At 69.0% G+C, this 19,431-nt stretch carries 13 protein-coding genes; 6 read left to right on the top strand and 7 right to left on the bottom strand.

The features are described 5' to 3' along the window. Positions 1–191: 191 nt before the first annotated feature. From G5C60_RS06030 to G5C60_RS06010, 5 genes are all read right to left on the bottom strand, one after another. Positions 192–863 (bottom strand): FadR/GntR family transcriptional regulator, encoded by a 672-nt coding sequence (locus tag G5C60_RS06030; RefSeq protein ID WP_165255312.1) that lies wholly within the window; start codon positions 861–863, stop codon positions 192–194. Between the two features lie 201 nt (positions 864–1,064). Further along, on the bottom strand, positions 1,065–2,681 hold the full coding sequence (locus tag G5C60_RS06025; RefSeq protein ID WP_165255310.1) for a glycerol-3-phosphate dehydrogenase/oxidase: 1,617 nt from the start codon (positions 2,679–2,681) through the stop codon (positions 1,065–1,067). 8 nt (positions 2,682–2,689) lie between these two features. Then, positions 2,690–4,237 (bottom strand): glycerol kinase GlpK, encoded by a 1,548-nt coding sequence (gene glpK / locus G5C60_RS06020; RefSeq protein WP_165255308.1) that lies wholly within the window; start codon positions 4,235–4,237, stop codon positions 2,690–2,692. A gap of 128 nt (positions 4,238–4,365) precedes the next feature. Next, positions 4,366–5,154 carry an MIP family channel protein gene (locus G5C60_RS06015; protein ID WP_165255306.1) on the bottom strand — a complete coding sequence of 263 codons (789 nt, stop codon included), beginning with the start codon at positions 5,152–5,154 and terminating at the stop codon, positions 4,366–4,368. Positions 5,155–5,427: 273 nt separating this feature from the next. Continuing rightward, positions 5,428–6,192, bottom strand: a complete 765-nt coding sequence (locus G5C60_RS06010) for an IclR family transcriptional regulator (RefSeq protein WP_165255303.1) — start codon at positions 6,190–6,192, stop codon at positions 5,428–5,430. A 290-nt stretch (positions 6,193–6,482) separates the two neighbouring features. Here G5C60_RS06010 and metH point away from each other — a divergent pair, with 290 nt between their 5' ends. The 4 genes from metH (at position 6,483) to G5C60_RS05990 (ending at position 14,610) form a co-directional block, all read left to right on the top strand. Then, complete coding sequence (gene metH, locus G5C60_RS06005) at positions 6,483–10,001, top strand: methionine synthase (RefSeq protein WP_165255301.1); 3,519 nt, start codon at positions 6,483–6,485, stop codon at positions 9,999–10,001. Positions 10,002–10,196: 195 nt separating this feature from the next. Further along, positions 10,197–10,892, top strand: coding sequence for an HAD family hydrolase (locus G5C60_RS06000; protein ID WP_165255299.1), 696 nt, complete (start codon positions 10,197–10,199; stop codon positions 10,890–10,892). A gap of 473 nt (positions 10,893–11,365) precedes the next feature. Beyond that, a complete protein-coding gene (locus G5C60_RS05995; RefSeq protein WP_165255297.1) occupies positions 11,366–12,970 on the top strand; it encodes an ABC transporter substrate-binding protein in 1,605 nt (534 codons plus the stop codon). A 56-nt stretch (positions 12,971–13,026) separates the two neighbouring features. Next, positions 13,027–14,610, top strand: coding sequence for an ABC transporter substrate-binding protein (locus G5C60_RS05990; RefSeq protein WP_165255295.1), 1,584 nt, complete (start codon positions 13,027–13,029; stop codon positions 14,608–14,610). A gap of 80 nt (positions 14,611–14,690) precedes the next feature. Here G5C60_RS05990 and G5C60_RS05985 read toward each other — a convergent pair whose 3' ends face one another. Beyond that, the gene (locus G5C60_RS05985) at positions 14,691–15,362 is read right to left on the bottom strand and encodes a response regulator (RefSeq protein ID WP_016639462.1); all 672 of its coding nucleotides are present in this window, start codon (positions 15,360–15,362) and stop codon (positions 14,691–14,693) included. Positions 15,363–15,376: 14 nt separating this feature from the next. Then, positions 15,377–16,357 carry a RecB family exonuclease gene (locus tag G5C60_RS05980; RefSeq protein WP_165255292.1) on the bottom strand — a complete coding sequence of 327 codons (981 nt, stop codon included), beginning with the start codon at positions 16,355–16,357 and terminating at the stop codon, positions 15,377–15,379. 183 nt (positions 16,358–16,540) lie between these two features. Between G5C60_RS05980 and G5C60_RS05975 the strand changes: the two genes are divergently transcribed. Both G5C60_RS05975 and G5C60_RS05970 read left to right on the top strand, forming a co-directional pair. After that, complete coding sequence (locus G5C60_RS05975; RefSeq protein WP_165255289.1) at positions 16,541–18,139, top strand: site-2 protease family protein; 1,599 nt, start codon at positions 16,541–16,543, stop codon at positions 18,137–18,139. A gap of 47 nt (positions 18,140–18,186) precedes the next feature. Further along, entirely contained in the window at positions 18,187–19,089 is a 903-nt protein-coding gene (locus G5C60_RS05970) for a tRNA (adenine-N1)-methyltransferase (protein ID WP_165255287.1), read from the top strand. Positions 19,090–19,431 lie beyond the last annotated feature (342 nt).

Raw genomic sequence — 19,431 nt, 5'->3', positions numbered from 1 at the left:
GGACCGGGGAGCCCGCGAGGCTCCCCGGGACGGCAGGCATCCGGCTGGAACCCCTCGGCGGCGTCTTCACAGGTCTGTCGGGCGGGTTGCTGCTGGGCAGCGGCATCCTGCTGGAGGGCCTCGTCTGCCCCTGGACCTCCTGGCCTTCCACATCGAGTTGCAGCACCACCTGGCAGGCGCAGAACGGGAGTTCACAGCGTCGAGCGCAGCCACTGCTCCACGCTCGCGATGTGCACCGTCGCCCACGAGCGGGCCGCCTCCGCGTCGCGGTCGCGCAGGGCCGCGAGGATCGCGCGGTGCTCGTGGAGGGTGCGGCTGACCGCGTCCTCCTGGGTCAGGCCGCGCCAGATACGGGCCCGGGTGGTGGGACCGGAGAGGCCGTCGAGGAGCGAGCAGAGCACGGAGTTGCCGGAGCTCTGCACGATGCCCCGGTGGAACTCCAGGTCGCAGGCCACGAGTTCCTCCACCGAGGGTGTCGCGCCCAGCGCGTCCAACTGGGCCGTGAGCGCGTCGATCTGCTGCGCGCTGATGCGCTGGGCGGCCATCGAGGTCGCGGCCGGCTCCAGGATGCGGCGTACGGCCAGGAACTCAAGGACCGTGTCGTCGCGGTGGAAGTCGACGACGAAACTCAGCGCCTCCAGGAGGAGTTGCGGGTCCAGGCTGGTGACGTACGTGCCGTCGCCCTGCCGTACGTCCAGGATGCGGATCAGGGACAGGGCGCGCACCGCCTCCCGCAGGGAATTGCGGGACAGGCCCAGGTCGGCGGCGAGTTCGCTCTCCTTGGGCAGCCGGTCGCCGGGGCGCAGCGCGCCGGAGACGATCATTCCCTTGATCTTCTCGATCGCCTCATCGGTGACTGCCATGGCGGGCCTCCCTGTCGCTCAGACATCCGATGTCTCATTATGGGGCTTCGACGGCCCTGGTGAGCCCCGTGCGGGACGATCATCCACGACAGGCACGACATGGGCGAGGGGCGGCTTCCACCGGGTGGAAGCCGCCCCCTCCGGTCAGACTGTGCGCCCCTGCTTCTTGCCGAGACTTCTTGCCGAGCGGGTCCTCACTCACTACTTCTTGTCGAGCAGGTCCTCCACCTTGCCGCGGACCTCGTCCGTCGCGAGCCCGCGGATCGTCAGCGTCGTACGGCGGCGCAGCACGTCGTCCGCCGTCTCGGCCCACTCGTTGTCGCGGGCGTAGACGACCTGCGCCCAGATCTCCGGGGCGTCCGGGTGGACGCGCTCGGCCAGCTGCGGGTCGTCGTTCGCGAGACGCGCGATGTCGAAGGCCAGCGAACCGTAGTGCGTCGCCAGGTGCCTGGCGGTGTCGGCGGCCATGCGCGGGCCGAGGGCCGGACCGTCGACGAGCAGGCGGTGTGCGACCGCGCGCGGGTTGGCGACGCCGGGCAGCGGCAGCTTCTTGGGCAGCTCGGAGATCGGCTCGAAGTCCTCGCCGAGCGGACGGCCCGGCAGCGACTCCAGCTTCTTCATGACCGTACGGCCGATGTGGCGGAACGTCGTCCACTTGCCGCCCGCGACGGACAGCATGCCGCCCCGGCCTTCCGTGACGACGGTCTCCCGCTTGGCCTTCGAGGTGTCGCCCGGCCCGCCGGGCAGGACGCGCAGACCCGCGAAGGAGTACGTGATCAGGTCACGGGACAGCTGCTGGTCGCGGATCGAGAACGCGGCCTCGTCCAGGATCTGCGCGATGTCCTTCTCGGTGACCGCGACGTCCGCCGGATCGCCCTCGTACGCCTCGTCGGTCGTGCCGAGCAGCAGCATGTCCTCCCAGGGGAGGGCGAAGGTGATGCGGTACTTGTCGATCGGAGTGGCGAGCGCGGCCTTCCACGGCGACGTCCGCTTCAGGACGAGGTGCGCGCCCTTCGACAGGCGTATGGAAGGCGCCGCGTCCGGGTTCTCCATCCGGCGCAGGTGGTCGACCCACGGCCCGGTCGCGTTGAGCACAAGGCGTGCCGACACCCCGAACTCGCTGCCGTCGAGGCGGTCGCGCAGCTCGGCACCGGTCACCCGGCCGTTGGTGAAGCGCAGGCCTGTGACCTCGGCGTGGTTCAGTACGACGGCACCCGACTCGACGGCCGCGCGGACCGTCATCAGGGCCATCCGGGAGTCGTTCATCTGGTCGTCGCCGTACACGGCCACGGCCTTGAGATTGTCCGTACGCAGCTCGGGCACGTCCTGCGCCGCCTTCGACGGGCTCAGCAGATGGCCCACACCGTCACCGAAGGCCGACAGCGCCGAGTACGCGAACACACCGGCTCCGAGCTTCGCCGCGCCGTGCGGCCCGCCCTTGTACACGGGGAGGTAGAACGTGAGCGGATTCGCCAGGTGCGGAGCCACCTGACGGGAGACCGCACGGCGCTCGAAGTGGTTCTCCGCGACCAGCTTCACCGCGCCGGTCTGCAGATAGCGCAGACCGCCGTGGAGAAGCTTGGAGGAGGCGGAGGAGGTGGCACCGGCGAAGTCGCCGGCGTCGACCAGAGCCACCCGCAGCCCGGACTGCGCGGCATGCCAGGCGGTGGAGATGCCCAGGATGCCGCCGCCGATGACGAGAAGGTCGTACGTCGCCTTGGAGAGCCGCTCCCGGGCCTCGGCGCGGCTCGGCGTGAAACCGGAGGCCGGGCGCGCACCGAGGGCAGGCACGGACTGCAGGGTGGACTGACTGGTCATGCGGATTCTTACTCCTCGTCAGCTTCGTCTTCGAGCCAGCCCATGGTCCGCTCAACGGCCTTGAGCCAGCTCTTGTACTCGCGGTCGCGCTTGTCCGCGGCCATGTTGGGGGTCCACTCGGCGGCCCGGCGCCAGTTGGCGCGCAGGTCGTCGGTGCTGTTCCAGAAGCCGACGGCGAGACCGGCGGCGTAGGCGGCACCGAGGCAGGTGGTCTCGGCGACCATCGGGCGCACCACGGGGGCGTCCAGGAAGTCCGAGAGGGTCTGCATCAGCAGGTTGTTGGAGGTCATGCCGCCGTCGACCTTGACCGCGGCCAGTTCGACACCGGAGTCCTTGACCATGGCGTCCGCGATCTCCCGCGTCTGCCAGGCGGTGGCCTCCAGAACGGCGCGCGCGACGTGCGCCTTGGTGACGTACCGGGTCAGGCCGGCGATCACACCGCGGGCGTCGGAGCGCCAGTACGGGGCGAACAGGCCGGAGAAGGCCGGTACGAAGTAGGCCCCGCCGTTGTCCTCCACCGAGAGCGCGAGCGTCTCGATCTCGGCGGCGGTGGAGATCAGGCCCATCTGGTCGCGCATCCACTGCACCAGCGCGCCCGTGACGGCGATCGAGCCCTCCAGGGCGTAGACCGGCTTCTGGTCGCCGATCTGGTAGCCGACGGTCGTCAGCAGCCCGCTGTACGAGTTGATGATCTTGTCACCGGTGTTCATCACCATGAAGGTGCCGGTGCCGTACGTCGACTTGGCCTCGCCCTCGGAGAAGCAGGTCTGGCCGAACAGGGCCGCCTGCTGGTCGCCGAGCGCGGACGCGACCGGGATGCCGCCGAGCAGGTCGCCCAGCTTGCCGCCGGTGATCTCGCCGTACACCTCGGCGGAGGAGCGGATCTCCGGCAGCATCGCCAGCGGGACGCCGATGGACTCGGCGATCTTCTCGTCCCACTGCATCGTGTGCAGGTTCATGAGGAGGGTGCGGGAGGCGTTGGTGACGTCGGTGACGTGGTGGCCGCCGTCGACACCGCCGGTCAGGTTCCAGATGACCCAGGAGTCCATGGTGCCGAAGAGGATGTCGCCGGCTTCGGCGCGCTCGCGCAGGCCCTCTACGTTGTCGAGCAGCCAGCGTGCCTTCGGACCGGCGAAGTACGACGCGAGCGGCAGACCGGTCTCGCGGCGGAAGCGGTCCTGGCCGACGTTGCGGCCGAGTTCCCGGCAGAGGGCGTCGGTACGGGTGTCCTGCCAGACGATGGCGTTGTGGACGGGCTCACCGGTGTTCTTGTCCCAGAGCAGCGTGGTCTCGCGCTGGTTGGTGATGCCGATGGCCTTGATGTCGTCACGGGTGATGCCGGCCTTCTCGATGGCACTGGCCACGACCTCCTGGACATTGGTCCAGATCTCGGCGGCGTTGTGCTCGACCCAGCCCGGCTTGGGGAAGATCTGCTCGTGCTCCTTCTGGTCGACGGAGACGATGCGGCCGTCGCGGTCGAAGACGATGCAGCGGCTGGAGGTGGTGCCCTGGTCGATGGCGGCGATGAAGGGGCCTGCGGTGTGGGCGTCGGTCACGGTGTGCTCCTGAAAGTCCGTGGTCATTCCGTGGTCAAAGGGGCTGGCTTACGGCGCTGGGTCTCGGCTTGCTCGCGGTTACAAGTGAACGTACGGCGCTGGGCGGACGTTCGGCTCCAAGCAGAGCTCTAAGCGAAAGCGACGTTGTAGATGCCTGCGGCGATCGCTGCGCCGGCCAGCGGGCCGACGACCGGAATCCAGGCGTAGCCCCAGTCGGAACCGCCCTTGTTGGGCAGGGGCAGCAGGGCGTGGACGATACGTGGGCCGAGGTCACGGGCCGGGTTGATCGCATACCCCGTCGGACCGCCCAGCGAGAGGCCGATGCTGACGACGACGAGCGCGGTCATGAGCCCGCCCACCGGGCCGAGGCCGTCGCCCTCGCTGTTCAGGCCCTGCGTGAGGACCGCGAGCACCAGCACGAAGGTGCCGATGATCTCCGTGGCGAGGTTCTGCGCCACGTTCCGGATCTCGGGGCCGGTGGAGAAGATGCCGAGCACGGGGCCGGCCTGGGCCTCCTGCGCCTCGACGGACTTGGTGTCCTGTGCGCCGGGACCGCCGACGATCTCGCGGTCGGTGAGGTGCGCCAGGAACTGTCCCTGGTACGCCACCCAGACCAGAGCGGCACCGATCATGGCGCCCAGTATCTGGCCCGCGAAGTAGGTGGGAACGTCGCCCCACTCACCGTCCTTGATGGCGATACCGACGGTGACGGCCGGGTTGAGGTGCGCACCGGAGAGGGGCGCCGAGATGTAGACGGCGGTGAGTACCGCGAAGCCCCACCCGAAGGCGATGGCGAGCCATCCGGCGTTACGCGCCTTGGAGGCCTTCAGCGTCACGGCGGCGCAGACACCGCCGCCGAGCAGGATGAGTATGGCGGTACCGATGGTCTCGCCGATGAAGATGTCGGAGCTGGACACCCGCGACTCCTTTGTCCTTCGTCCAGGGAAAAAACCGAACCCCGGGTCCCTCCGGTGGTCCGTGCTCTCAAGGATGAGAGCGAGACCGGCCCTTGGCGTTGTCACACTCTAGCGCGTATTGCCGGTAGGTGTTCGACAATGCCGACCGATGGACGGGAGTCTTGTCCTGGTCTCAGCAGCACGTCAAGACTCCTGGTGGCGAAAACACGATCGTTACTGATCGAAAGAGGGCCGGGGCATCGACGATGCCCCGGCCCTCTCTCCTGCGGATTCTCAGAACCGCGCGGCGCCCAGGTCCCGCGACACGGCTCGCGCGCAGTCGCGCACCGCCGCGATCAGCTCGGGGCGCAGCTCCCCGTTCACACAGATCCGCTCCACGGCCCCGGTGACGCCCACCGCGCCGACCGGCATCCGCCGCCGGTCGTGGATGGGCGCGGCGACGGACGCGACGCCCTCCCAGGTCTCCTCCACATCGGCCCCGTACCCACGCGCGCGCGTGAGGTCGAGGACCTCCTCGAAGGCGTCCAGCTCGCATATCGTGCGCGCCGTGAACTCCTTGCGCTCGCCCTCCACGACCTCGCTGTGCGCCACCGGGTCGAACGCCGACAGCACCTTGCCGAGGGCCGTGGAGTGCAGCGGCTGCATGGCCCCCACCTCCAGGACCTGACGGCTGTCGTCGGGGCGGAAGACGTGGTGCACGATCAGCACGCCGTGCTGGTGCAGGACGCCGAGGTAGACGCTCTCGCCGCTGGAGCGGGCCAGGTCGTCGGTCCAGACGAGGGCACGCGCGCGCAGTTCGTGGACGTCCAGATACGTGGTGCCGAGCCGCAGCAGCTCCGCGCCCAGCTGATAGCGGCCGGATGCGGCGTCCTGCTCGACGAAGCCCTCCTGCTGGAGCGTGCGGAGTATGCCGTGGGCCGTGCCCTTGGCGAGACCGAGCGAGGAGGCGATGTCCGACAGGCCGAGCCGCCGCTCACCGCCCGCGAGGAGCCGCAGCATCGCGGCCGCCCGTTCGAGCGACTGGATGTTCCGTGCCATCGCAGTCCTGCCTCCGTCCCCTTCGACTGCCGTACGCGGTCTTCTGTGCCGCCGTTCGACAATGCTGAACACTATCGGTCGTTGCCGACCTCTCGCTAATGGATGGCCATCACATGTCGCCACAGGTTTCGGCCGGATACCCCCTGGCGCCACGTCCAGCATGCTGATCACGCACGTCCGTCCCGTGGACCTCCTGAACGTATGGCCCTGCCCCCGGCTACTCTGGCTTGGTGCGCCTTCCGCCGGGAAGCCGCATAGCCGACAGCCGTCGCACCACAGGGAGCCCATTCATGGCCTCGTCGCCAACCCCTTCCGCTGACAGCCGGACCCGTATCACCGCCTTGCGCGAGGCGCTCGCCACCCGCGTGGTGGTGGCCGACGGCGCCATGGGCACGATGCTCCAGGCCCAGGACCCGACGCTCGAGGACTTCGAGAACCTCGAGGGCTGCAACGAGATCCTGAACGTCACGCGCCCCGACATCGTGCGTTCCGTCCACGAGGAGTACTTCTCCGTCGGCGTCGACTGCGTCGAGACGAACACCTTCGGTTCGAACCACTCAGCTGCCGGCGAGTACGACATCGCCGACCGGATCTTCGAGCTGTCCGAGGCGGGCGCCCGGATCGCCCGCGAGGTCGCCGACGAGTTCGGCGCCAAGGACGGTCGCCAGCGCTGGGTCCTCGGCTCGATCGGCCCGGGCACCAAGCTGCCGTCGCTCGGCCACACCGCGTACGACGTACTGCGTGACGGCTACCAGCAGAACGCCGAGGGCCTGCTCGCCGGTGGCGCGGACGCCCTGATCGTGGAGACCACGCAGGACCTGCTGCAGACCAAGTCGAGCCTGATCGGTGCGCGCCGCGCGATGGATGCCGTGGGCGTGGACGTGCCGCTGATCTGCTCGCTCGCCTTCGAGACCACGGGCGTCATGCTGCTCGGTTCGGAGATCGGTGCGGCGCTGACCGCCCTGGAGCCGCTCGGCATCGACCTGATCGGCCTGAACTGCTCGACCGGCCCGGCCGAGATGAGTGAGCACCTGCGCTATCTGGCCCGCCACTCGCGTACGCCGCTGATGTGCATGCCGAACGCCGGGCTGCCCATCCTCACGAAGGACGGCGCGTACTTCCCGCTGACACCGCCCGAGATGGCCGACGCCCAGGAGAACTTCGTACGCGATTACGGCCTCTCCCTGGTCGGCGGCTGCTGCGGCTCGACGCCCGAGCACCTGCGCCAGGTCGTCGAGCGTGTACGCGATCTGGCCCCGGCCGAGCGCCACCCGCAGCCCGAGCCCGGCGCCGCCTCCCTCTACCAGACCGTGCCGTTCCGCCAGGACACCGCGTACATGGCGATCGGCGAGCGCACCAACGCCAACGGCAGCAAGAAGTTCCGCGAGGCCATGCTGGAGGGCCGCTGGGACGACTGCGTGGAGATTGCCCGCGAGCAGATCCGCGAGGGCGCGCACATGCTCGACCTGTGCGTGGACTACGTGGGCCGTGACGGCGTCGCCGACATGGAGGAGCTGGCCGGCCGCTTCGCCACCGCCTCCACGCTGCCGATCGTCCTGGACTCCACCGAAGTCGACGTGATCCGGGCCGGGTTGGAGAAGCTCGGCGGCCGCGCGGTCATCAACTCGGTCAACTACGAGGACGGCGACGGCCCCGAGTCCCGGTTCGCGAAGGTCACCAAGCTCGCGCAGGAGCACGGCGCCGCGCTGATCGCGCTGACCATCGACGAGGAGGGCCAGGCCCGTACCCCGGAGCACAAGGTCGCGATCGCCGAGCGGCTGATCGACGACCTGACCGGCAACTGGGGCATCCACGAGTCGGACATCCTCATCGACACCCTGACCTTCACCATCTGCACCGGCCAGGAGGAGTCCCGCAAGGACGGCATCGCCACCATCGAGGCGATCCGCCAACTCAAGCGCCGCCACCCGGATGTGCAGACCACGCTGGGCCTGTCGAACATCTCCTTCGGCCTGAACCCGGCCGCCCGCGTCCTGCTCAACTCGGTCTTCCTGGACGAATGCGTCAAGGCGGGCCTCGACTCGGCGATCGTCCACGCGTCGAAGATCCTCCCGATCGCCCGCTTCACCGAGGAAGAGGTCCAGACGGCCCTCGACCTGATCTACGACCGCCGCGCCGAGGGATACGACCCGCTCCAGAAGCTCATGGCCCTGTTCGAGGGCGCCACCACCAAGTCCCTGAAGGCGGGCCGCGCCGAGGAACTGGCCGCACTGCCGCTGGACGAGCGCCTCAAGCGCCGCATCATCGACGGCGAGAAGAACGGTCTCGAGCAGGATCTGGACGACGCTCTCCAGGAGCGCCCCGCCCTCGACATCGTCAACGAGACGCTCCTCGACGGCATGAAGGTGGTCGGCGAGCTGTTCGGCTCCGGCCAGATGCAGCTGCCGTTCGTGCTCCAGTCCGCCGAGGTGATGAAGACCGCGGTCGCCTACCTCGAACCGCACATGGAGAAGGTCGAGGGCGACGAGGCCGGCAAGGGCACCATCGTGCTCGCCACCGTGCGCGGCGACGTGCACGACATCGGCAAGAACCTGGTCGACATCATCCTGTCCAACAACGGCTACAACGTGGTCAACCTGGGCATCAAGCAGCCCGTCTCCGCGATCCTGGAGGCCGCCGAGGAGCACAAGGCCGATGTCATCGGCATGTCAGGCCTCCTGGTCAAGTCCACAGTGATCATGAAGGAGAACCTGGAGGAGCTCAACCAGCGCAAGATGGCCGCCGACTACCCGGTCATCCTCGGCGGGGCGGCACTGACCCGGGCGTACGTCGAGCAGGACCTGCACGAGATCTACCAGGGCGAAGTCCGCTACGCCCGCGACGCGTTCGAGGGCCTGCGGCTGATGGACGCGCTGATCGGCGTCAAGCGGGGCGTGCCGGGAGCGGCCCTGCCCGAGCTGAAGCAGCGCCGGGTCAGGGCCACCGCCCAGGCCGTCGTCGAGGAACGCCCCGAGGAGGGCGCGGTCCGCTCCGACGTGGCCATCGACAACCCCATCCCGGAGCCGCCGTTCTGGGGCACCCGCGTCATCAAGGGCATCCAGCTCAAGGAGTACGCCTCCTGGCTGGACGAGGGCGCGCTGTTCAAGGGCCAGTGGGGGCTGAAGCAGGCGCGCACCGGCGACGGGCCCACGTACGAGGAACTGGTCGAGACCGAGGGCCGTCCCCGGCTGCGCGGCTGGCTGGACCAGCTGCAGCGGGACAACCTGCTGGAAGCGGCCGTGGTCTACGGCTACTTCCCGTGCGTGTCCAAGGACGACGACCTGATCCTGCTGGACGAGGGGGGCAACGAGCGCACCCGGTTCACCTTCCCGCGCCAGCGCCGTGGCCGCCGGCTGTGCCTGGCCGACTTCTTCCGCCCGGAGGAGTCCGGCGAGACGGACGTCGTCGGCCTGCAGGTCGTCACCGTCGGCTCCAGGATCGGTGGGGAGACGGCGAAGCTGTTCGAGGCGAACGCCTACCGCGACTACCTCGAACTGCACGGCCTGTCCGTGCAGTTGGCCGAGGCCCTGGCGGAGTACTGGCACGCGCGCGTGCGCTCCGAACTCGGCTTCGCCGGTGAGGACCCGGCCGAGGTCGAGGACATGTTCGCGCTGAAGTACCGCGGCGCCCGCTTCTCGCTCGGCTACGGCGCCTGCCCGGACCTGGAGGACCGCGCCAAGATCGCCGAACTGCTGGAGCCGGAGCGGATCGGCGTCGAGCTGTCCGAGGAGTTCCAGCTCCACCCCGAGCAGTCCACGGACGCGATCGTCATCCACCACCCCGAGGCGAAGTACTTCAACGCACGCTGAGGCGGGCTCGCGAGGGCACGCCGACAGGACTGCGAGGGCACGCTGAGATGGCCCCACGGCGGGTCTGGAGTGTGCCCTCGCACACGTCGGTTAAACGCGGCACTTCCGCGGCGAGAGTCGTACACTGGTCGGTCCAGCGCAGGCCGGTTCCTTGAGGGGAGCCGGCCTTCTCGTCCCTCTCGGAGGTGTGCCCGGATGACCAGTACGGTCCCCGCACTCAGTACCCGTACGGCCGAAGGCTCCGCCCTCCAGGCCGTGCTCCTCGACATGGACGGAACCCTGGTGGACACCGAGGGCTTCTGGTGGGACGCCGAGGTCGAGGTGTTCGCGAGCCTCGGGCACCGGCTCGACGACTCCTGGCGTCATGTCGTGGTCGGCGGTCCCATGACCCGCAGCGCGGGATTCCTCATCGAGGCCACCGGAGCCGACATCACCCTGGCCGAGCTCACGGTGCTGCTGAACGACGGGTTCGAGGACCGTATCAGCCGTGCTCTGCCGCTGATGCCGGGCGCCGCGAGGCTCCTGGCCGAGCTCGCCGCGCACGAGATCCCCACGGCCCTGGTCTCCGCCTCGCACCGCCGCATCATCGACCGCGTACTGACCTCGCTCGGCCCGCGGAACTTCGGCCTGACCGTCGCCGGTGACGAGGTCGAGCGCACCAAGCCGCATCCCGACCCGTATCTGCTCGCGGCCGGGGGCCTCGGTGCGGATCCGGCCAGGTGCGTGGTCATCGAGGACACCGCGACGGGTGTCGCGGCCGCCGAGGCCGCGGGCTGCCATGTGGTGGCCGTACCCTCCGTGGCGCCGATCACCCCGGCCGCCCGGCGCACCGTGGTGCCCTCGCTCGAAGAGGTCGACCTGCCTTTCCTGCGGGGGCTGCTGACGGCCTGATGAGGGCCGAATGAGGGCCTGATGAGGGTCTGATGACGGGAATGCGCTGAGCGCTCACCTTCGGCGAAAAGTTGAATGCCGAATAAACTGCATGTACATGCCACTTGAGTAATTCAATTTTCGCCGAGTGGCTGAATTCCGGCGCCCCTTAACCCAGTTGAGTGTGTGAGGTTCACCACTCGCAGGGGCGTCGGCATGGGGGTCGTGGTGTGTCGCCGACCCCTTACCGCGGGTACGGGACGTGCCCTTGTGTCCCGTTTGATGGAACCGTGCACGAATCCTTCCACTGTCGGGTTTTCGGTGTGTCCACGCCCGGTTTCGCAGCGTGATGGGCAGTCAACTCCGGTATTGGCGAGACGTCCTGCTGGTGCGGACTAATCTCAGGACGTCAACCTCGCCGTAACACTCGTGACCCGCTTGCAACACCCCAGCCTGCCGGTTCGCGAGATCGACAGCTCTGGAGAACTTCGAGCATGAACCGTAAGACCTTGGTGCTGCCCGGCGTGATCTGCCTGCTCGCCCCGGTCCTGGCCGCCTGCGGCGGGTCCGGCAGCGGGAGCAACGGCGACGACGCCATCGTGGTGGGCACCACCGACCGGTTCACCGCCTCGAAGGAGGCACCGGCGCCGCTGGACCCGGCGTTCGCGTACGACGTCGGCACCTGGAACGTCCTGAGGCAGACCGTCCAGACGCTGATGACCCTGCCCGACGGCGGTGGCGACCCCCTGCCGGAGGCCGCCGAGAAATGCGGCTTCACCGACACCGGCAACGAGCGGTACGCGTGCACCCTGCGCGAGGACCTCAAGTTCGCGAACGGCGACCCCGTGACCGCGGACGACGTGAAGTTCTCGATCGACCGCGCGCTGCGCATCAAGGCCGACAGCGGTGTCTTCGCGCTGCTCTCCACCATCGACACCGTCGAGACGCAGGGCGACCGCGAGGTGATCTTCCACCTCAAGACCGCCGACGCCACCTTCCCGTTCAAGCTGTCGACGCCGGTCGCGGGCATCGTCAACCCCGACGACTACGACAAGAACAAGCTGCGCGACGGCTTCTCGGTGGACGGCTCAGGCCCGTACACCCTTGAGGCCAAGGTCAAGGACGACGAAATCGTCGACGCCGTCTTCACCAAGAACCCCAATTACAAGGGGCATTTGACGGTGAAGAACGAAAGCGTCGATCTGCGCTTCTTCGACGACGCCGACGCCATGGGCACCGCGCTCAACAAGGGCGACATCAGCGTGATGACCCGCACCATGTCGCCCGCGCAGATCAAGAAGTTTCAGAACGCCACATCCACGGACATCGACCTGATCGAGCAGCCCGGCCTGGAGATCCGCTACCTGGGCTTCAACACCAACGACCCGTCGGTGAAGGCCAAGGCGGTCCGTCAGGCGATGGCGCAGGTCATCAACCGCGGCAAACTCGTCTCCGAGGTGTACGGCGACGGCGCCGACCCGCTGTACTCCATGGTGCCTGCCACCGTCACGGGCCACGCCAACTCGTTCTTCAACAAGTACGGCGAGCCGGACGCCGCCAAGGCCAAGGCTCTGCTGTCCCAGGCGAACGTCACCACGCCGGTGAAGCTGACCCTGCACTACACGAACGACCACTACGGGCCGGCCACCAAAGAGGAGTTCGAGCTGCTGAAGGAGCAGCTGAACGGCAGCGGCCTGTTCGACGTCGACATCAAGGGCGAGAAGTGGGCGACGTACAGCCCGAATGAGCGCGAGGGCAAGTACGAGGTCTTCGGCATGGGCTGGTTCCCGGACTTCCCTGATGCCGACAACTACCTCGCGCCGTTCCTCGACAAGGACAACACCATCGGCTCGCCCTACACGAACAACGAGATCCGCAACACGCTGATCCCGGAGTCCCGCCGTCAGGCCGACCGGCTGACCGCCTCGCAGAGCATCGAGGAGATCCAGAACATCGTCGCCGAGGACGTCCCCCTGCTGCCGCTGTGGCAGGGCAAGCAGTACGTCGCCGCACGCAGTGACATCACCGGCGCCGAGCGGACCCTCAACTCCTCCGCGACCCTCCAGTTGTGGGAGCTCGGCCACGGCGTCGGCAGTTGACCACTGCGGCGTGAGCGGCTGACCGGACTTCGAGATCAACGACAAGGCACACGTACGTGAATATGCGCACCAAGTGGGCGGTTCTGCCCGTGGTGACGGGGCTGGCTACCGCCCTGCTGACCGGCTGCGGTTCGGAAACGGGCGAATCGGGGGGCACCGGCTCGTCCGTCGTCATGGGGATGACCGACGACGTCCTGGCCACCGATCCCGCGTCGGGCTACGACCCGGGTTCCTGGCTGTTGTTCAACAACGTCTTCCAGTCCCTGCTGAGTTTCCCCAAGGGCGGTACGGAACCCGAGCCGGAGGCCGCCAAGTCGTGCTCCTTCACGGACGCGCAGACCAAGGTCTACCGGTGCACCCTGCGCGACGGTCTGAAGTTCAGCAACGGTGACGAACTCACCTCGAAGGACGTCAAGTTCTCCTTCGACCGCATGATGAAGATCGACGACGCCGACGGCCCCGCGATCATGTTCCCCATGCTGGACACGGTGGACGCCCCGGACGAGAAGACGGTCGTCTTCAAGCTCAAGGTCCCCGACGCCACCTTCCCCAGCAAGATCGCCTCCGGTGCCGGCTCGATCGTGAACCACCGGGAGTACTCCGCGGACGGGCTGCGCGAGGACGGCAAGGCCGTCGGATCCGGCCCGTACCGACTGGACTCCTTCGGCGAGGACGAGGCCGTCTTCTCGGTCAACGAGAACTACCGGGGCAACGCCGACGTGCAGAACTCCGGCGTGACCCTCAAGTTCTTCCACGGCGACCGGTCCCGGCTGAAGACGGCCCTCCGCAGCAACAAGGTCGACGTCGCCTACCGCGGCCTCGCCGCCCAGGACATCGCGGACATCGAGAAGGACACGTCCAACGGTCAGGGCATCGAAGTCGTCGAAGGCTCCAGCGCCGAGGTGCAGCACCTGGTCTTCAACACCCAGGACCCGGTGGCGGGCAAGCTGAGCGTCCGCAAGGCCATCGCCTATCTGCTCGACCGTGAGGCCCTCGTCGAGGAGGTCTACGACCGGACGGCGACACCGCTGTACTCGATCATCCCGGCCGGCATCACGGCCCACAACACGGCCTTCTTCGACACCTACGGCGCGCGCCCCTCACGCACCGAGGCCGAGGACGTGCTGCTCGCCGACGGCATCACCGACAAGGTGAAGCTGACCCTCTTCTCGACGCCGACCCGCTACGGCCCGTCCACGGACCAGGAGTTCGAGGCGATCGCCAAGCAGCTCAACGACAGCGGCCTGTTCGACGCGAGCGTGAAGTCGGTCGCCTACGACCAGTACGAGAAGGACATCGAGGCCGGCAAGTACGGCGTGTACGTGAAGGGCTGGGTGCCGGACTACCCGGATCCGGACAACTTCACGGCCCCGTTCTTCGGCAAGGGCAACGTCCTGGGCAACAACTACACGAACACGACGGTCACCGGGCAGCTCATCCCCGAGACCGCCGCCCTCAGCGACCGCTCGTCGACCGAGCGGCCGTACGGGCAGCTCCAGGACATCGTCGCCGAGGAGCTCCCGGTCATCCCGATCTGGCAGGCCAAGCAGTACGCGGTCGTCCGCGACAACGTGTACGGCCTGGAGTACTGCCTCGACGCGTCGACCGTGTTCCGGTTCTGGGAGATCAGCAAGGACTGAACGGGCCCCCGCATACGGCGATGGCCGCACACCCTTCGAAAGGTGTGCGGCCATCGCCATATGCAGGGAGGGGCAGTCGGTCACTGCGCGCCGGGGCGCACCAGACCGCTCTCGTACGCGTACACCGCGGCCTGCACGCGGTCGCGCAGGCCCAGTTTGGTGAGGACGTGGCCCACGTGCGTCTTGACCGTGGTCTCGCTGACGAAGAGATCCGCCGCGATCTCCGCGTTCGACAACCCGCGGGCCACCAGCTTCAGCACCTCGACCTCACGCTCGGTCAGCGTGTGCAGTGTGTCCGGCACCGGCTCGTCGCCCGAGGGCAGATGGCCCGCGTACTTGTCGAGCAGCCGGCGCGTGATGCTCGGCGCGAGCATCGCCTCGCCCGCGGCGACCACCCGGATCGCCTGCACCAGTTCGTTGGCCGGGGCGTCCTTGAGGAGAAAGCCGCTGGCGCCCGCACGCAGTGCCTCCACCACGTACTCGTCGAGGTCGAAGGTGGTCAGCACCAGAACCTTCGCCGGTCCGTCCCGGCCGGGGCCGGTGATCTGCCGGGTCGCCTCGACACCGTCCATCCGTGGCATGCGGATGTCCATCAGGACCACATCGGGCTGCAGGGCGCGCACTTGGTCGAGTGCCTGGAGGCCGTCTCCGGCTTCGCCGACGACCGCGATGTCCTGCTCCGCCTCCAGGATCATGCGGAAGCCGGTTCGCAGCAGCGGCTGGTCGTCGACCAGTAGGACACGGATGGCCACGTAAGTCTCCTTCGCTAGTCCGGCCCCATTCTGCCCTGCTTGCCATCTCCCGACTCGGGCGCCCTGACGGGTAGCGGATACGGCGGGGGAGTCCCGCCGAATTCCGGGCATACCGCCTGGTGGTCGCACCAGCCGCACAGCTTGGTGGGCCGCGGCCGCCAGTCGCCCGTCTCGGTGGCGAGGCGGATCGCGTCCCAAAGGGCGTGCAGCTTGCGCTCGACACGCTCCAGGTCGGCGACCACCGGGTCGTACGTCAGGACGTCGCCGCTGCCGAGGTAGACGAGCTGGAGGCGGCGCGGGACGACCTTCTTCAGACGCCACACCACCAGGGCGTAAAACTTCATCTGGAACAGCGCGCCCTCGGCGTACTCCGGTCTTGGCGCCTTGCCCGTCTTGTAGTCGACGATCCGCACCTCGCCCGTCGGCGCCACATCGACCCGGTCGATGATGCCGCGCAGCTTCAGACCCGACTCGAGCCGGGCCTCCACGAACAGCTCGCGCTCGGCGGGTTCGAGACGGGTCGGGTCCTCCAGCGTGAACCAGCGCTCGACCAGCTGCTCGGCCTCGGCCAGCCAGCGCGCCAGCCGCTCACCCGCGGTCTGCTCGTCGGAGTCGGCGAACAACTCGGTCAGCTCCGGCTTCGCCGTGCGCAGCCGGTCCCACTGGCCGGGGATCAGCGACTTCGCGCGCGGCGCCGTGCGCTCGGTGGGCGGGGCGTCGAAGAGCCGCTCCAGGACCGCGTGCACCAGCGTGCCGCGCGTGGCCGCCTCGCTCGGCTTCTCGGGAAGCTTGTCGATCACCCGGAACCGGTACAGCAGCGGGCACTGCATGAAGTCGCCGGCGCGCGAGGGGGACAACGAGGCCGGCGGCACGGCTACCGGGGCGGCCGGCTCGGTGTCGCTGTCGGTGCTCGTGCCGTCGTCGCTGCCCGTGCCCGTGCCCGTGCCGGTGGCGGAGTCGGCTTGCGCGACGCCGTCGTCGGTGCTGGTTTCCATGACGACAGACCTTACGGCCCGCCACTGACATCGCGACACACAGTGACCTGCGGCCTGCACAACGGCCCGGAAAACAGAGGGGGTGCCGGGGCGGAACACACCGCGACGGCCGCATACCATCGACGGCAGAACCTCTCGCCCTGCATGACCGCGAGCGGGAGACGCGTCGAACGAGGGGACAGCGTGGACGAGAGCGGCGGGAGCGGGCAGCCGCGATCCGGTACGGACGAAGCGACCGAGCACTCCACGGTGCCGGACGCCACCACCGCACACCCGCGCCCCGACGCGGAGCCGACCGACGACACCACCGCCAACGGCCCGACGGACACGGTGGCCTGGGAAAAACAGCCCGCATCCGCACGCCGCCCCGGCGCGACCGGGGACGCCACGGCGTCATCGGCCGCGGACGCCCCGGCCGAAGGACCCCACCGCCCGGCGGACACCCCCGCTCAGGAACCTCCCGCAGCCGCGCACCAGCCGGACGTGACTCAGGCCCCCTCCCGCGGCGACCGGCCGGGAGAGGCGTTCCGCGGTGAGGACGCGGACGGCCCCGGCGGCGGTGGCCCGGACGCGCCGACCCCGGCCGGTCGCCGCGGCTCGGGAACCCGGCCGCCGAAGCGCGGCAAGGAGCCCGGTGGCGGCCTGCTCATGGGACGGCCGTTCGGCGTGCCCGTGTACGTGGCGCCCAGCTGGTTCCTCGTGGCAGCGCTCATCACCTGGGTCTTCGGCGGCCAGCTCGACCGCGTACTGCCCGAACTCGGCGGCGTCCGCTACCTCGTGTCCCTCTTCTTCGCCGTCGCCTTCTACGCCTCCGTACTCGTCCACGAACTGGCCCACACGGTCGCCGCCCTGCGCTTCAAGCTGCCGGTGCGCCGCATCCAGCTGCAGTTCTTCGGCGGCGTCTCGGAGATCGAGAAGGAGTCCGAGACGCCGGGCCGCGAGTTCGTCCTCGCCTTCGTCGGCCCGCTGCTCTCCCTCGTCCTCGGCGGCCTCTTCTACCTCGCCCTGCAGACCGTCGAACCGGGCACCGTCCCCGGCGTCCTGCTGGCCGGCCTGATGATCTCCAACCTGATCGTCGCCGCGTTCAACCTGCTCCCCGGGCTGCCCCTCGACGGTGGCCGCATGCTCCGGGCCGTCGTCTGGAAGATCACCGGCAAGCCGATGAGCGGCACCATCGCCGCCGCCTGGGTGGGCCGCGCCCTCGCCCTCTCCGTACTCGTCGGACTGCCCCTGCTCACCCAGTCCGGCGCGCTCGGCGCCGACGCCGAGGACATCGGCGGCATGGACACCGTCATGGACGCCCTGCTCGCAGCGATCCTCGCGGCGATCATCTGGACAGGCGCCGGGAACAGCCTCCGCATGGCCCGCCTCAGGGAACACCTCCCGGAGCTGCGCGCCCGCTCCCTCACCCGCCGCGCCGTCCCCGTGGAGACCGACACCCCGCTCTCCGAAGCCCTGCGCCGCGCCAACGACGCCGGTGCCCGCGCCCTGGTCGTGGTCGACGCCCACGGAGAGCCTCTCTCACTCGTGCGCGAAGCCGCCATCGTCGGCGTACCGGAACACCGCCGCCCCTGGGTCGCGGTCAGCGGCCTCGCCCAGGAACTCACGGACGGCATGAGGGTCTCCGCCGAGCTAGCCGGCGAGGAACTCCTCGACGTCCTGCGGGCCACCCCCGCCACCGAGTACCTGGTGGTGGAGGAGTCCGGCGAGATCTACGGCGTCCTCTCGGCAGCGGACGTGGAGCGCGCCTTCGTGAAAGCCATGGCCAGGCCCGGCAGCTGAGCGCTCGCGTGGTCTGCGGCCCCCGCCCAGACCGGTAGGCTGGTCACATGTCCGAACCGACCGGTGCCGCCCGCCGACGCGGGCCCTTCAAGGTCGGGGACCAGGTCCAGCTCACTGACCCCAAGGGACGCCACTACACGTTCACGCTCGAAGCCGGGAAGAACTTCCACACCCACAAGGGTTCCTTCCCGCACGACGAGCTGATCGGCGCCCCCGAGGGCAGCGTTGTCCGCACCACGGGGAACGTCGCCTACCTAGCGCTGCGTCCCCTGCTCCCCGACTACGTCCTGTCCATGCCCCGCGGCGCCGCCGTGGTCTACCCCAAGGACGCGGGGCAGATCCTGTCCTTCGCCGACATCTTCCCCGGCGCCCGCGTCGTGGAGGCCGGCGTCGGCTCCGGCTCCCTCAGCAGCTTCCTGCTGCGCGCCATCGGCGACCACGGCATGCTGCACAGCTACGAACGCCGCGAGGACTTCGCCGAGATCGCCCAGGCGAACGTGGAGCGCTACTTCGGCGGCCCGCACCCCGCCTGGCAGCTCACCGTCGGCGACCTCCAGGACAACCTCAGCGACACGGACGTCGACCGCGTCATCCTCGACATGCTCGCCCCCTGGGAGTGCCTGGAGGCCGTCTCCAAGGCGCTCGTCCCCGGCGGCATCGTGTGCTGCTACGTCGCGACCACCACCCAGCTCGCCAGGACCGTCGAGTCCATCCGAGAGATCGGCTGCTTCAACGAGCCGACCGCCTGGGAGTCGATGATCCGCAACTGGCACATCGAAGGCCTCGCCGTCCGCCCCGACCACCGCATGATCGGGCACACCGGCTTCCTGCTCACCGCCCGACGCCTCGCCGACGGCGTCGAACCGCCCATGCGCCGCCGCCGTCCCGCCAAGGGCGCCTACGGCGAGGACTACTCCGGTCCGAACGCCGACGCAGGCACCGGCCGCTGAGGCGGCCCCGTGCCGCATACAACGCACAAGCACCGTGGTGGAGTTCCCCAAGCCCTTCAGGAACTCCACCACGACGCTTTTCTGTTGACACCGCGACAGAACTCCGGACCCCGCCGTTCCCCGCCACTGTGACGTATGGCACCATGCTGGCCACCCCCACCGGCACAGCCCTCACAGGAGACACATCTCTCGTGCAGCAATCCGCCGTCCCGGAACTGGCCCACACGCACACCCGCCCGATCCACTGGGTCGCCACAGCCACCGCCCTGGCCGGAGTCGTCGCGGCCTCCGCCTTCCTCCAGCCCGACCAGGCCACCGCCGCCCAGCCCGGCCGCGGCCCAC

This window comes from Streptomyces scabichelini, assembly GCF_011045015.1.
Taxonomy (GTDB): Bacteria; Actinomycetota; Actinomycetes; order Streptomycetales; family Streptomycetaceae; genus Streptomyces; species Streptomyces scabichelini.
The sequence above is the reverse complement of the archived record's forward strand: the minus strand, read 5'-3'. Positions and strand labels throughout refer to the sequence as shown.